The sequence below is a fragment of the Synechococcus sp. LTW-G genome, from assembly GCF_054459035.1.
This window is the reverse complement of the sequence record NZ_JBTKYW010000006.1, coordinates 73,647-86,816: the sequence shown is the minus strand read 5'-3', so window position 1 is coordinate 86,816 and position 13,170 is coordinate 73,647. Positions and strand designations below refer to the sequence as shown.

The following is a 13,170-nucleotide window of genomic DNA, read 5'->3' as shown; positions in this document are numbered from 1 at the left end:
GCTGCATCGATGATTCAAACCACCCTCACCTGGATCTGGCTCAGCAGTGGTGCACTGCTGGTGATCACCGTTCTCCTTCACAGCCCCAAGGGGGATGGCATGGGTGGCATCGCCTCCAGCGGCAGCTCGATGTTCAGCAGCGCCCGCAGCGCTGAAGCGACCCTGAACCGCATCACCTGGACCCTGCTCGCCATCTTCATGGGACTGGCCACGGCCCTCAGCGCCGGCTGGTTCAAAGGCCTCTAACGCGATGACACGACGGGGATTGCTCGCCTCCTTGGCCCTGCTGGTGGGCGGCAAATCGGCTGATGCTGCGAGCAAGGCAGCTGATCCGCAGTGGCAACTCACGGATGCCCAGTGGAAGGCACGCCTGTCTCCAGCCGCTTACCAGGTCCTGCGTCAGGAGGGGACCGAGCCTCCTTTCTCCAGCCCCCTCAACAACGAGAAACGCGCCGGCATCTTCCACTGCGCCGGTTGTGATCTACCGCTGTTCAGCTCCAAGGCGAAGTACGACAGCGGCACCGGCTGGCCCAGCTTCTGGGAGCCCCTAGCCAATGCCATCGAGACCAAGGTGGACTTCAAATTGATCGTCCCCCGGACCGAATACCACTGCCGCCGCTGCGGCGGCCATCAGGGCCACGTCTTCGGTGACGGCCCTCGCCCGACCGGCAAGCGCTACTGCAACAACGGGGTGGCACTGACCTTCACCCCCAACGCCTGAGGGCAGACAGCAAGAAGCCCAGGATGCGCTGCACCCCGGGCTTGCTTATTGAGCTTGTGCTCAGAACAGCTGAGGCGAACCGACACGCTCGGCGTAGGCCTCTTCGCCGTGTTCAGCCACATCAACGCCAAGGTTTTCAGCGTTTTCGCCGACACGGAACTGAACACCAAGACCCCGCAGAACACCGGCAATCAAGAAGGTGCCAAGGGCAGCCAGGCCATAGGCCACCAGAACCGCCTGCAGCTGACCCAGTACCAGGGCTCCACGGCCCTGTTCCGCCAGGACCTGGCCGGCGGGGTGGGAGGCGATCAACTCAGCATTTGCAAACACGCCGGTGAGCAGGGCACCCGCGGTACCGCCGACACCATGGACGGCATAGGTGTCGAGGGAATCGTCAAAGCGCAGCTTCACCTTGACCTGGACCGAGATGTAGCAGAGGACGGCGGTGATCGCACCGATGGCCATGCCCGAGCCGATGGTCACAAAACCAGCGGCGGGTGTCACGCCCACCAAGCCAGCCACAGCCCCGGTGGCCATACCCACGGCGGTGGGCTTGCCATCGCGCCAGGTCTCCACCACCGACCAGGCCACCAGACCCGCAGCGGCAGCGACATGGGTGGTGGTAAAGGGAATCTCGGCGCCGCCAACGGCCAGCTGGCTGCCGCCGTTGAAGCCGAACCAACCAAACCAAAGCAACCCGGTACCCAGCAGGATCTGGGTCACGTCATGGGGAGGACGGATCGCCTTGGGCCACTGACGGCGCGCACCGATCAGACCGGCCAGCACCAGTGCGGTCACGCCGGAGCTGATGTGCACGACGGTGCCACCGGCGAAATCGAGGTCTTTGCCCAGGAAGCCGCCGCCCCAGACCATGTGGGCCAGCGGGGAATAGACCAGCAACAGCCAGATCGGCGTGAACAGGCACCAGAAGCGGAAGCTGATGCGCTCCACCAGGGCACCGGAGATCAGGGCCGGCGTGATGATCGCGAACATGCCCTGGAACAGGGCAAAGGTCAGGCCGGGAACCGCCAGACCATCCCAAACCTCCGGCAGCCGCTCGAGCAGGGCAAAGGTGAAGGGGTTCCCCACCACCGCCTGGGCGGCGCCGCCATCGGCGAAGGCCAAGCTGAAACCAAAGCTGGCCCAGACCAAGGTGGCGATGCCCATCATCACGAAGCTCATCGCCATCGTGTTGAGGACGTTGCGCCCCTGAACAAAGCCGCCGTAGAAGAAGGCCAGACCAGGGGTCATCAACAGAACCATTGCTGCCGAGATCAGCAGCAAGGTGTTGTCGGAGCTATCCAGTGAGGCTTCTGCCGCCTGGGCTGGCAAGAACGCACCCAGCAGGAACTGCAGCGCAGGAACGGTGAGGAGAGCGATCAGCAATCGGCGCTGTCGCGAAAGAAACGGCACGCGAACTCATTCGGTGATGACAGCTACCGTTTCAGACATTGCAGGAGATGGACTGTTCGCTACGAACAATTTGATGGGCTCTAGGTGATCCGTGTCCGCTCAGACCTCAGCTTCCCCGCCCTGGGCAGCACGCAGGCGATCCATCCCCGCCGAGGCCATGCGCTGGGAGCGGTTGATCGCCTTAACAATGAAGAACAGCACCCAGCCCACAATCAGGGAATTGAGCAGCACATTCAGGGCCTGTCCAATCAGGAGCTGCCCACCGGCATTGGGAATCTCCCACTTTTCCCAGCCGCCATTGCGAATCAGGGGATTCACCAATGGCATCAACAGGTCTTTCGTGAGCGCATCGACGATCTGCTGAAACTGGGTGCCCACCACCACCGCAATGGCCAGGTTCAGGGCATTGCCCTTCTGAAAGAAGAACTCCGTGAATTCCTTCAACCAGCGACGAAAAGCGAGCATGAAAGACCTGGGAAAGCAGGCCTGCATTCGAACACGGGTGACTCAAAGCCCCTAAGTCTTCAGCCCTTGGAGTCGGGCTCTTGAAGACCGGAGCGCAGAAAAGCAACGCTCTTCTGAACACGCTCGATCTCATAGTCCGTCTTTACCTTCTGCTTCTCGAGAAGCTCCACTCGCTTCAAGAGGTCCTCCAGCAGCTTGTTCTGAAGTGACTCCACCTGGACCAGCCGCTTCTTCCTGTCGGGGTCCGCCGGTCCAGGGGAGACCGCTCCATCTAGAACAGCACCCTCCGTCTCTAGATACACCTCCGCAAGGCGCTCAAGAACCTTGGTGTACTGCCTGCCCTGCCGCCGGCAGAGCTCCCGAAAGCGATCGAGAACCTCAGGCCTGAAGTTCGCAGCAAAAGCACCAGGACGCGGCATAGCCAAGACTCACATAGCCAAAACAATACGTCCGCCTCTTCGCGCTCATTTCCCTGCTCAATGGCGAGCAGTTGCACCCGCACCAGCTCGCCCTCGCGGCAAGACAAAGCGGCCCTGTGGCATAGCTCTGCATTGCATCGCCTAGACAAATAGTCCAGGCATGACTGGAATCGCCCTGATCGACGCCGAGCGATAGGCACAAAAAAGGGGCACGAATGTGCCCCAGATGCATTGCAATGACTGGAGGTTCATCGGGGAGGGGTCACCCTCTCCCCGACCGGCCTCAATAGTCGAAGTCGCCGCCGCCCATGCCGCCGCCGGCAGGAGCTGCTTCCTTCTTCTCGGGCATGTCAGCCACGATGCACTCGGTGGTCAGAACCATGCCTGCAATCGAGGCAGCGTTCTGCAGACCGGAGCGGGTCACCTTGGCGGGGTCCACGATGCCGGCAGCCAGCATGTCGACGTACTCGCCAACGGCGGCGTTGTAGCCCTCGTTGAAGGGCTTGTTCTTGACGTGCTCGGCCACGACGGAGCCGTTCACACCGGCGTTCTCAGCGATGCGCTTGAGGGGAGCGGTCAGGGCGGAAGCCACGATGGTGGCGCCGATCAGCTCTTCGCCGGACAGGTTGGCCTTGGCCCAATCCTCGAGGGCGGGAGCCAGGTGAGCCAGGGTGGTGCCACCGCCAGGAACGATGCCTTCTTCAACGGCCGCCTTGGTGGCGTTGATGGCGTCTTCCAGGCGCAGCTTCTTGTCCTTCATCTCGGTCTCGGTGGCGGCACCCACCTTGACCACGGCCACACCGCCGCTCAGCTTGGCCAGACGCTCCTGCAGCTTTTCCTTGTCGTAGGTGGAGTCGGTCTCATCCATCTGCTTGCGGATCTGCTCGCAGCGGGCCTTCACAGCCACCTCGTTGCCTTCGGCCACGATGGTGGTGGTGTCCTTGTTGATGGTGATGCGGCGGGCGGTGCCCAGCATCTCCAGCTTGGCGTTCTCCAGCTTGAGGCCGGCATCCTCGGTGATCAGCTGACCGTTGGTCAGGACAGCGATGTCCTCGAGCATGGCCTTACGGCGATCGCCGAAGCCAGGGGCCTTCACAGCCGCCACGTTCAGGACGCCACGCAGACGGTTGACCACCAGGGTGGCCAGGGCTTCCTTCTCGATGTCCTCAGCGATGATCAGCAGAGGCTTGCCGGTGCGAGCGATCTGCTCGAGCACGGGCACCAGGTCCTGCACCAGACCGATCTTCTTGTCGGTCAGCAGGATGTAGGGCTCCTCCAGAACCGCTTCCATCCGCTCGGTGTCGGTGGCGAAGTAAGGGGAGATGTAGCCCTTGTCGAAGCGCATGCCTTCGGTGACCTCCAGTTCGGTGGTCATCGACTTGCCTTCCTCGAGGGAGATCACACCCTCTTTGCCGACCTTGTCCATGGCGTCGGCAATCATGCGGCCGACTTCCTCGTCGTTGCCGGCGGAGATGGTGCCGACCTGGGCGATGGCGTTGGAGTCGCTGATGGGCTTGGCGTTCTCCTTGATCTTCTCGACCAGGAATTCAGCGGCCTTATCGATGCCCTTCTTCAGGGTGATGGCGTTGGCGCCAGCAGCAACGTTGCGCAGACCGGACTTGACCATGGCGTGGGCCAGGACGGTCGCGGTGGTGGTGCCGTCACCGGCGGCGTCGTTGGTCTTGGAGGCGGCCTGACGGATCAGGGCGACACCGGTGTTCTCGATGTGATCCTCGAGCTCGATCTCCTTGGCGATCGTGACGCCGTCGTTGATGATCTGAGGAGCGCCGAACTTCTTCTCGAGAACGACGTTGCGGCCCTTAGGACCAAGGGTCACGGCAACGGACTCAGCCAGGATGTCGATGCCTTTTTCGAGGGCGCGGCGGGCCTGCTCGTTGTAAATAATGCGCTTAGCCATGGGAGGCGAATCTCGCGGTAGGGGTTTTTAGAAGACGGTGTTGAGGCTCAGTTGACGACAGCCAGGATGTCCTTCTCGGAGAGGAGCACGTACTCGTCGCTGCCGAGCTTGATGTCGGTGCCGGCGTACTTGCTGTAGAGCACCTTGTCGCCAACGCTCACTTCAGGAGCCTGACGGGAACCGTCGTCGTTGCGCTTGCCGGGGCCCACCTGAACCACCTCGCCCACCTGGGGCTTTTCTTTGGCGGTGTCGGGCAGAAGGATGCCACCGGCGGTCTTCTCTTCGGACTCAGAGACCTTGATGAAGATGCGATCGCCCAGGGGCTTGACGGTGGAAACGCTGAGGGAAACAGCAGCCATGGATGGAATTCGGGTTGGTTGGCGAAACCATTGGCATGGCGCCAGAGACGCTGCCAGGGTCGCGGCGTAAAAACGCCTGGGAACGCGAGTTAGCACTCACATCCCCTGAGTGCCAAGTTATGGGCGCGCTTCCCGAGTCCACAACCACCCCGCGGGGCGGGTGACCGAACAGGGCAGGGGAGGGGTGACGGGGTGCAGGGGCGCGGTGGTATGTTTGCGCCGCTTCAGGCGGGCTGCGTCCCGCTGTGCGTCCTGCGACTTCTCCTTTAAATGGCTGCTGCTACTGCCACCGGCACCAAAGGCATCGTCCGGCAGGTGATCGGACCGGTGATCGACGTTGAATTCCCGGCCGGCAAGCTGCCAAAGATCTACAACGCTCTCCGCATTGAGGGCAAAAACTCGGCTGGTCAAGACGTTGCTCTGACCGCTGAGGTTCAACAGCTGCTCGGCGACCACCGCGTCCGCGCCGTCGCCATGAGCGGCACCGACGGCCTGGTCCGCGGCATGGGCGCCCTGGACACCGGTGCTCCGATTTCCGTGCCCGTGGGTGAGGCCACCCTCGGCCGCATCTTCAACGTGCTTGGTGAGCCCGTTGATGAGCAGGGTCCGGTGAAGACCACCACCACCGCCCCCATCCACCGCGAAGCTCCCAAGCTGACCGACCTCGAGACCAAGCCCAAGGTGTTCGAGACCGGCATCAAGGTGATCGACCTGCTGGCTCCCTACCGCCAGGGCGGAAAAATCGGCCTCTTCGGCGGTGCCGGCGTGGGCAAGACCGTGTTGATCCAGGAGCTGATCAACAACATCGCTAAAGAGCACGGCGGTGTGTCCGTGTTCGGTGGCGTGGGTGAGCGCACCCGCGAGGGCAACGACCTCTACGAGGAATTCAAGGAATCCGGCGTGATCAACGCCGAGGACCTCTCAAAGTCGAAGGTGGCCCTCTGCTACGGCCAGATGAACGAGCCCCCCGGCGCCCGCATGCGCGTCGGTCTCTCGGCTCTGACCATGGCTGAGCACTTCCGCGACGTGAACAAGCAGGACGTGCTGCTGTTCGTCGACAACATCTTCCGCTTCGTTCAGGCCGGCTCCGAAGTCTCCGCACTGCTGGGCCGCATGCCTTCCGCTGTGGGCTACCAGCCCACCCTTGGCACCGACGTCGGCGAGCTGCAGGAGCGCATCACCTCCACCCTCGAGGGTTCCATCACCTCGATTCAGGCTGTGTACGTGCCTGCGGACGACCTGACCGACCCCGCACCGGCTACCACCTTTGCTCACCTGGACGCCACTACCGTGCTGAGCCGCGGCCTGGCTTCCAAGGGCATCTACCCCGCTGTGGATCCCCTGGATTCCACCAGCACCATGCTCCAGCCCTCCGTTGTGGGTGACGAGCACTACCGCACCGCCCGCGCCGTGCAGTCCACCCTGCAGCGCTACAAGGAGCTCCAGGACATCATTGCGATTCTGGGTCTGGACGAACTGTCCGAAGACGACCGTCGCACCGTGGACCGCGCCCGCAAGATCGAGAAGTTCCTGTCCCAGCCCTTCTTCGTGGCTGAGATCTTCACCGGCATGCCCGGCAAGTACGTGAAGCTCGAGGACACCATCAAGGGCTTCAACATGGTTCTCTCCGGTGAACTGGATCACCTGCCCGAGGCTGCCTTCTATCTCGTGGGCAACGTCGACGAAGTGAAGGCCAAGGCGGCCAAGATCCAAGCCGACGCCAAAGGTTGATCCGGAGCGTTAGCTGATGTCTCTCACCCTCCGCGTTCTGGCTCCAGACCAGAGCGTCTTCGACGGCCCTGCCGACGAAGTGATCCTTCCCTCCACCACCGGGCAACTGGGCATTCTTCCCGGTCACGTCTCCCTGCTCACCGCCCTCGACTACGGGGTGCTGCGTGTGCGCGAGAACAATGACTGGAAAGCCATCGCCCTCCAGGGTGGTTTTGCCGAGATCGAAGCGGATGAAGTCACCGTTCTGGTGAACACCGCTGAGCTTGGTAGCGCTATCAACGCTGACGAAGCCAACAAAGAACTGGAAGCCGCCACCGCTGCTGCCAACCAGTTCGAAGGTCAGGCCGCCAGCACCGAGAAGCTCAAGGCCCAACAAGCCGTCTCCCGTGCCCGCGCTCGGGTTCAAGCGGCAACCCTCAACAACTGAGCTCTGCCCCCAGTGGCACGCACCAGCGCCCCAAATGGGGCGCTTTTTTATGCTCAGCCCACAGATCCCAAGCCATGGGCCTCGGCACGACTCTCGGCAGGCAGCTGCGCCAATGGCAGATCCAGAACCCTGAGGCGCTGCAAAGCGGACGGGCGATCGCCAATCGCCTCATCGATGCTCTCGGCGCGGAGGACGCGCTGAAGGGTCCGATTCGCGACCTTGCCAACCAACCCCTGCTGCTGCTGCTGCTCCATGGCAGCGGCGCCAGCCAAACCAGTGCCCGCGCCAGCCTGGGGGCACACATTCGACAGACCTACTCCGCCGAGGTCCAAAGCGAGCTTCAGGATCTGCTCGACGCCGCCTGCGGGACAAGCAAGCCCGAGCCTGCGGCCGCCCCACCGCGCCAGAGCGTTGCGGCCGCTCCTGCCGCAACGGCCCTCAAGGGTCTGGAACCACTCGCCCCAGGGCTGGCCCTCTCAGCCTGCGGCGCCTTGGTGCTGAGCTGGTTCGGCCAGGAACTGGACCGGCTGATCTTTGATAGCTGGGGCTGGAGCGGGGGTCTGGTGCTGGTGCTGAGCCTGGCCGGCCTGGCCGTCGGACCGTGGCGCAGCAGCCTGAGGCGACGCTGGAGTCTGAGCAGCGAGCAGGCCTCACAACCGCGGCAGGTCTGGCGCTGGATCAGTTCCCCCTGGGTCCATGGCAGCGGTCTAGAAGCCGCGGTGAATCTGGCCGTGCTGCTGATCGTCCTGGGGAACTCGCCCCTGCCCCTCGGCCAGGTGATCCTGCGCTACAGCCTGACGGCCCTGGCCTGCCTGAGCCTGGCCGCACTCTGCGCCCAACGCTGGAGCGTCCAACGAACCTGGAGCGGATCCGCCGGGCCGGTCTGTGCCTTGATCGGCCTGGCGGCCGGCTCCAGCCTGCTGCACTGGAAGCTCTTGGTCTTTCGTCCCCTGGGGCTGAGCATCCCGGCTTGGGTACTGCTGCTGTTGGTGGGGGCCCTGCAACTGGGCTGGCAGCTCCCCCGCCAGCAACCCGAGGAACGCAGCACGGCCCTGCAACGCCTGCTGGCCTCCAGCTGCAGTTGGGGACTGATCCTGGGTCTGGTCTGGGCCCTGATCAGCCGGCTGCAGGCAGGGCTCTAGCGGCCTGCTGCATGTAGCGCCCCCAAAGCTGCGCCACCAAGCCACCGCTCGCTCCTGAGGCGGGACGGTTGTCGTCGTTCCCCATCCAAATCGCCGTCAGAACCTTCAGCGAGGGGGAGTAGCCGATGAACAGGGCATCCACGCCGTTGTTGGTGGTGCCGGTCTTGCCGCGAGCATCCGGGACCACCGCCGCCGCTCGGCCCGTTCCGCCCTGGACCACCCCAGCCAACATCTGATCCATCACCGCAGCCACCTCCGGCCGGATCAACTGGCGGGATCGCTCTCCAATCGGGGTTGTCACACCACGGGCCGGACAGCGGTCCAGGCTCTTCAGCGATCGGCAGATGCCCAGGTCATAGATGCGGCTGACCCCGTGCACGGGCACCGATCTCCCCCCGTTCGCGACCACGGCATAGGCCCGGGCCATCTCGTAGAGATAGGTCTCCCGGCCGCCCAGCATGGTGTTGTAGTCCGCGTCCAGGGGCGTCGAAATGCCCAGCCGTCGCGCGAGCTTGAGCACCTGGGAGAACCCCGCCCGCTCCGCCAGCCGCAGGGCCACGACATTCTCCGAACCCGCCAGACCCGCGGCCACGCTGATCGCTCCGGCGGACTGACGGCAGCCCCCCACATAGTCCAGTGGGGCACAGGAGATGGACTCGGATGGTGAGACGCCGGCGGCCAAGGCCGCCAGGAAGGGGAACAACTTGAAGGTCGAGCCGGGCTGGCGCAGGGCCTGAACCCGATCAAAACTCGAGCGGCTGTAATCGCCACCGCCGACGTAGGCCAGGATGTCGCCGGTCTCGGTATTCAGGCTGATCAGCGCCCCCTGGGTCAGCCCCGCCGCGGCCGCGGGCCCCTCCAAAAAACGCTTCAGCTGCTCCTGGGCCAACTGCTGCAGCTTGGGGTTGATCGTGCTCTCCACCGCGTAATTGCCAGCCCCATCACCGCCCCTGAGGTTCAAACCAAAGCGGGTGCCCTCGAGCTCACCAATGACGTAGTCGCTGAAGAAGGGGTAACTGCTGAAGCTCGACTCCCGGCAGGCCGAGGGATCGATGTTCAGGGGCCGCCGCTGGGCATCGATCAGGCCCTGATCGCTCAACCAACCCTGCTCGTGCATCAGCTTCAGCACCAGGTTGCGGCGCTCCAGGCCCGCACCTGGGTCCTCGAGGTTGCAGGGGCTGTAGCCGTTCGGGCTGGGAAGCAGTCCCACCAAAAAGGCCGACTGGCCGACGTCCAGATCGCTGGCGGACTTGCGGAAGTAGAGCTGGGCCGCCTGCTCAAAGCCTTCAGTCCCCAGGCCCAGGTAGGCGCGATCGAGATAGAGCTTGAGGATCTGGTTCTTGCTGAAGCCCACCTCCAGCTGCAGGGCCACCCATAGCTCGCGCAGCTTGCGGGTCAGGCTTAGGTCGCGCCCCACCTCCGGGTAGACCATGCGCGCCACCTGTTGGGTGAGGCCGCTGCCGCCGCCGCTCCCCAAGACAGCGGAGCGCAGGGTGCCGAACAGGTCGATGCCGCTGTTCCAACCAAAGCGGGCCTCCTCGGAAGCCAGCAGGGCCTGGCGCAGGTGCAGCGGATAGGACTGCAAGGACGGCAGCGCCGTGGAGGACCCCTCCTTGGCGTCCACCTGCTGACCATCGGCCGCAAAGATCTTGACCGGACCGTCGATGCTGCGGATCCGGGAGCCGCCGCCAATGCTGGCGGCCAGCAGCATGCCACTCACCAACAGGGCTGAGCCCGCCAAGGCCGTGATGCCCACCAGGCGAATCGCCTGCTCCAGGGGGCTGCGGGGGTGGAAGTAGCGCAGCTCAGGCGCCTGGCCCTTGAGGGGCGAGCCCAGCTGCACCGCATCCCCATCCCGCAGCTGAATCCAGCGGATCCGACGATCCCGATGGAACAGGCCATTGGAGGAACCAAAGTCCTCCAATGCAAAGTCCCGGTCGCTGGGACGCTCCTTCTCGAGGATGGCGTGCACCCGGCTGAGACTCGGATCGCTCAACGGCAGCTCGCAGGCCGGATCACGGCCCAGGCGATAACGCCTGGGCTCAAGCTCGAGCTCCTGGATCTTCCCGTCCTTCCCCCAGAGCTCCAGGCGCGCCTGGTGTTCCAGCAAGGCAGGCAGGGTGCTCCGCACCGCCTCGGGCCGCTCTCGCCAAGGTCCGCGAAGGGCTGCACGGGCAAAGTCTTTCCAAGCCTCCCGAACGGCCGGTGAGGCAAGACGATCCAAGCGAGAGAAGGTGCTCAGGCGGGTGTTGCAGTCCAGCCATAGGCTAAGACCAGCCCACCTCCGCCCCCCTTCGGTGCAGCGTCAACGGGACCCCTGGGAGCCCTTCCGTCTCTGGTTGGCGATCACGATCGGGCTCTATGCCCTGCGGGCCTTCTTTGCCTTCACCTGGGTGGGTGCGATCCCGGGCTGGATCCTGCTGTTGATGGTGCTCGTGGCGCTGGCGCTGGCCAGCAAAGCGGTCCTCTTCCCCGGGCGTGTCGTGCCCTATCGCGAGGGGGATGGCGGCCTCTGGAACGACCTGCGCGATGACTGGAGACTCTGGTGGGCCCGCCGGCGAGGAGAGCGATGAGCGCCCCCAAAGCGCGTTTGCTGCTCGCCAGCGATCCCAGCAAAGCCGCGCCCCTCGATCCCAAACAGCCCCTGACGATCGGCAAGGCGGCGAGCAATCGGCTCTGCCTCGCCAGCCAAACCGGGGTCTCCGATCACCACGCCGTCGTCCGGTTCTCGCAAACCCAGGGCTGGTTGATCTGCGAGTGGCAGAGCAACGACGGCACCTTCCTCGAAGGGCAACGGATTCAGCAGTGCCGCCAGCTCGAGGATGGCGATGAGATCCGGCTGGGACTCCAGGGCCCCGTGCTGCAGTTCGAGCTGATCACCGCGCCGATCGCCAAACCCGCTGCCCCCGTCTCCAAACCCGCAGCGCCCCGCCGAATCGATGTGGATGGGGAAGCGGTGGAGCTGGCCGAGATCCTCTCGGCGGGAGTGCAGAGCCTGCCCCGCCACCCCTACGTCTTCAGCTGGTGGTTGCTGTTCTGCCTCGGGGGGCTGCTGTTGCTGCCCTTCCCGCTGATCTTCTGGCCTTTAGAACTCGGCGCCCTGGCCGGCTGGATCGTGCTGGGTTCCCGCAAGGACCACAGCCTGGTGGTGGTGCTGCGGGATGGCCGTGCCCTACGCCATGGCTTTGCCAACCGCCGTACGGCCCTGGCCCATCGCAACGGCATCCGCAAGGCCCTCGCCAGCCAGGGCCGATGAACAGCCTGCTGCCGCTGGGGACACGCCTGCCGTTCGACGGCCTCGATCAACCCCTTGAACTCACACGCCTCCTGGGGGGCGGAACCCAGGGGCAGGTCTACGCCGTGCGCTGCGGTGCGGAGGAGCTCGCCCTGAAGTGGTACTTCCCCAGTTGCATCGCCCGCGACCCACTGCTGCGGCAGCGCCTGCAGCAAAGCATTCGCCTGGGGGCTCCCAACGGCGCCTTTCTCTGGCCCATGGCACTACTGGAGCCCAGCGCCGAGAGTCGCCCCCTGATCCGCTGCCAAGAGCCAGGCTTTGGCTACTTGATGCCCCTACGTCCCAGTGGTTTTCAGGGGGCCCATCTCCATGCCGGCGGGCGGATGGAGATCAGCCTGCAGAACATCCTGCGGGCCTGCTTTCACCTGGCCGATGCCTTCCACGAACTCCACCTCAAGGGGCTCTGTTACAAGGACATCTCCCTGGGGAACCTCTTCCTCAGGCCAGGCGATGGCGCGATCCTGATCTGCGACAACGACAACGTCGCGATCGACGGCCAGGGCGCCGGCAGCGTGCTCGGGACCCCAGGATTCATGGCCCCGGAGGTGCTGCTGGGGGCAGCCAAGCCCAGTGCCAGCACGGATCAATTCAGCCTGGCCGTGCTGCTCTTTCGGCTGCTCACCCGCCACGACCCCTTCCGCGGGCGACAGGAACTGGCGATCCGCTGCCTCGATGAACCCGCCCGGCGCCGGCTCTACGGCGAGGAGGCGCTGTTCATCTTTGATCCAGAGAACCCCGCGAACCGGCCTGATCCGGAGGAACACGCCGCGGCCTTGCTGACCTGGCCGATCTACCCGGGGAGCCTGCAGCAGCTGTTTGAGACGAGCTTTGGCGCGGGGCTTCGGAAACCCGGCATGCGCCCGCTGACCGGGCAGTGGAAACAGGTGCTCGCGCGCTGCCTGGACCAACGCCACCTCTGTCAGCACTGCGGCGAAGAGCTCTTCCACAGCGGACCCTGCTGGAGCTGCGGTCACACCAACCCGGCAGTCCTGCAACTGCAGCTCCCCCGAGGGCAGGTGGTGGCCTGCCCAGGCAATGACCTCTACCCCCATCACTTCGATGGACGCGACAGCGAGCGGCTCGATCAGCCCCTGGCGCAACTGGTCGGCCACCCCACGGACCCAAGCGTTGTCGGTCTCAGGAACCTCGGAGCAACGGCCTGGCAAGGCCAGTTGAGCAACGGCCAGCTGCTGGAGGTGGAGCCGGGCAAAACCTGTAATGTCGCGGCCCTGCAGCAGCTCAGCACCCAGGCCGGGCCGATCACCCCGATCCGCAGATAA

General features: G+C 64.5%; 14 protein-coding genes. 8 read left to right on the top strand and 6 right to left on the bottom strand.

All coding sequences use genetic code 11. The features are described 5' to 3' along the window. Nucleotides 1–9: 9 nt before the first annotated feature. Both secG and msrB read left to right on the top strand, forming a co-directional pair. Complete coding sequence (gene secG, locus ACXIQ9_RS10070) at nucleotides 10–246, top strand: preprotein translocase subunit SecG (protein WP_010315367.1); 237 nt, start codon at nucleotides 10–12, stop codon at nucleotides 244–246. 4 nt (nucleotides 247–250) lie between these two features. Then, a complete protein-coding gene (gene msrB / locus ACXIQ9_RS10065; protein WP_459016582.1) occupies nucleotides 251–721 on the top strand; it encodes a peptide-methionine (R)-S-oxide reductase MsrB in 471 nt (156 codons plus the stop codon). Nucleotides 722–781: 60 nt separating this feature from the next. Here the strand turns inward: msrB and ACXIQ9_RS10060 are convergent, their stop codons facing one another. The 5 genes from ACXIQ9_RS10060 to groES form a co-directional block, all read right to left on the bottom strand. After that, entirely contained in the window at nucleotides 782–2,107 is a 1,326-nt protein-coding gene (locus tag ACXIQ9_RS10060) for an ammonium transporter (protein ID WP_424174445.1), read from the bottom strand. 126 nt (nucleotides 2,108–2,233) lie between these two features. Further along, nucleotides 2,234–2,599: a large conductance mechanosensitive channel protein MscL gene (locus ACXIQ9_RS10055; RefSeq protein ID WP_459016581.1), complete on the bottom strand. Its 366-nt coding sequence runs from the start codon at nucleotides 2,597–2,599 to the stop codon at nucleotides 2,234–2,236. A gap of 59 nt (nucleotides 2,600–2,658) precedes the next feature. After that, nucleotides 2,659–3,018 carry a hypothetical protein gene (locus ACXIQ9_RS10050; protein WP_156797829.1) on the bottom strand — a complete coding sequence of 120 codons (360 nt, stop codon included), beginning with the start codon at nucleotides 3,016–3,018 and terminating at the stop codon, nucleotides 2,659–2,661. A 283-nt stretch (nucleotides 3,019–3,301) separates the two neighbouring features. After that, a complete protein-coding gene (groL, locus tag ACXIQ9_RS10045) occupies nucleotides 3,302–4,936 on the bottom strand; it encodes a chaperonin GroEL (protein ID WP_010315362.1) in 1,635 nt (544 codons plus the stop codon). Between the two features lie 47 nt (nucleotides 4,937–4,983). Continuing rightward, nucleotides 4,984–5,295 (bottom strand): co-chaperone GroES, encoded by a 312-nt coding sequence (gene groES / locus ACXIQ9_RS10040; RefSeq protein WP_010315361.1) that lies wholly within the window; start codon nucleotides 5,293–5,295, stop codon nucleotides 4,984–4,986. A 270-nt stretch (nucleotides 5,296–5,565) separates the two neighbouring features. On the opposite strand from groES, the gene atpD reads away from it, so the two are divergent. The 3 genes from atpD to ACXIQ9_RS10025 all read left to right on the top strand — a co-directional run bounded on the left by atpD (nucleotide 5,566) and on the right by ACXIQ9_RS10025 (nucleotide 8,595). Next, on the top strand, nucleotides 5,566–7,026 hold the full coding sequence (gene atpD / locus ACXIQ9_RS10035) for a F0F1 ATP synthase subunit beta (protein WP_424163079.1): 1,461 nt from the start codon (nucleotides 5,566–5,568) through the stop codon (nucleotides 7,024–7,026). A gap of 16 nt (nucleotides 7,027–7,042) precedes the next feature. Continuing rightward, nucleotides 7,043–7,453, top strand: a complete 411-nt coding sequence (atpC, locus tag ACXIQ9_RS10030; protein WP_010315359.1) for an ATP synthase F1 subunit epsilon — start codon at nucleotides 7,043–7,045, stop codon at nucleotides 7,451–7,453. 74 nt (nucleotides 7,454–7,527) lie between these two features. After that, nucleotides 7,528–8,595, top strand: a complete 1,068-nt coding sequence (locus tag ACXIQ9_RS10025; protein WP_459016580.1) for a rhomboid family intramembrane serine protease — start codon at nucleotides 7,528–7,530, stop codon at nucleotides 8,593–8,595. On the opposite strand, the gene ACXIQ9_RS10020 is transcribed toward ACXIQ9_RS10025, so the two are convergent. Next, complete coding sequence (locus ACXIQ9_RS10020) at nucleotides 8,570–10,726, bottom strand: transglycosylase domain-containing protein (RefSeq protein WP_459016579.1); 2,157 nt, start codon at nucleotides 10,724–10,726, stop codon at nucleotides 8,570–8,572. The genes ACXIQ9_RS10025 and ACXIQ9_RS10020 overlap by 26 nt on opposite strands. Nucleotides 10,727–10,892: 166 nt before the next feature. Here ACXIQ9_RS10020 and ACXIQ9_RS10015 point away from each other — a divergent pair, with 166 nt between their 5' ends. From ACXIQ9_RS10015 to ACXIQ9_RS10005, 3 genes are read left to right on the top strand one after another with little or no spacing between them, the layout of a single operon-like run. Next, a complete protein-coding gene (locus ACXIQ9_RS10015) occupies nucleotides 10,893–11,168 on the top strand; it encodes a hypothetical protein (RefSeq protein WP_010315354.1) in 276 nt (91 codons plus the stop codon). Beyond that, nucleotides 11,165–11,851, top strand: a complete 687-nt coding sequence (locus ACXIQ9_RS10010) for an FHA domain-containing protein (protein ID WP_459016578.1) — start codon at nucleotides 11,165–11,167, stop codon at nucleotides 11,849–11,851. Before ACXIQ9_RS10015 ends, ACXIQ9_RS10010 begins: the two co-directional genes overlap by 4 nt. Then, the gene (locus ACXIQ9_RS10005) at nucleotides 11,848–13,170 is read left to right on the top strand and encodes a protein kinase domain-containing protein (protein WP_459016577.1); all 1,323 of its coding nucleotides are present in this window, start codon (nucleotides 11,848–11,850) and stop codon (nucleotides 13,168–13,170) included. The genes ACXIQ9_RS10010 and ACXIQ9_RS10005 overlap by 4 nt, the downstream gene beginning before the upstream one ends.

What these genes read in the sequence shown, in the direction of transcription:
- secG (WP_010315367.1), top strand. Translation starts at nt 10, where the DNA reads ATGATTCAAACCACCCTCACCTGGATCTGGCTCAGCAGTGGTGCACTG.
- msrB (WP_459016582.1), top strand. Translation starts at nt 251, where the DNA reads ATGACACGACGGGGATTGCTCGCCTCCTTGGCCCTGCTGGTGGGCGGC.
- ACXIQ9_RS10055 (WP_459016581.1), bottom strand. Translation starts at nt 2,599, where the DNA reads ATGCTCGCTTTTCGTCGCTGGTTGAAGGAATTCACGGAGTTCTTCTTT.
- ACXIQ9_RS10050 (WP_156797829.1), bottom strand. Translation starts at nt 3,018, where the DNA reads ATGCCGCGTCCTGGTGCTTTTGCTGCGAACTTCAGGCCTGAGGTTCTC.
- groL (WP_010315362.1), bottom strand. Translation starts at nt 4,936, where the DNA reads ATGGCTAAGCGCATTATTTACAACGAGCAGGCCCGCCGCGCCCTCGAA.
- groES (WP_010315361.1), bottom strand. Translation starts at nt 5,295, where the DNA reads ATGGCTGCTGTTTCCCTCAGCGTTTCCACCGTCAAGCCCCTGGGCGAT.
- atpD (WP_424163079.1), top strand. Translation starts at nt 5,566, where the DNA reads ATGGCTGCTGCTACTGCCACCGGCACCAAAGGCATCGTCCGGCAGGTG.
- atpC (WP_010315359.1), top strand. Translation starts at nt 7,043, where the DNA reads ATGTCTCTCACCCTCCGCGTTCTGGCTCCAGACCAGAGCGTCTTCGAC.
- ACXIQ9_RS10025 (WP_459016580.1), top strand. Translation starts at nt 7,528, where the DNA reads ATGGGCCTCGGCACGACTCTCGGCAGGCAGCTGCGCCAATGGCAGATC.
- ACXIQ9_RS10010 (WP_459016578.1), top strand. Translation starts at nt 11,165, where the DNA reads ATGAGCGCCCCCAAAGCGCGTTTGCTGCTCGCCAGCGATCCCAGCAAA.
- ACXIQ9_RS10005 (WP_459016577.1), top strand. Translation starts at nt 11,848, where the DNA reads ATGAACAGCCTGCTGCCGCTGGGGACACGCCTGCCGTTCGACGGCCTC.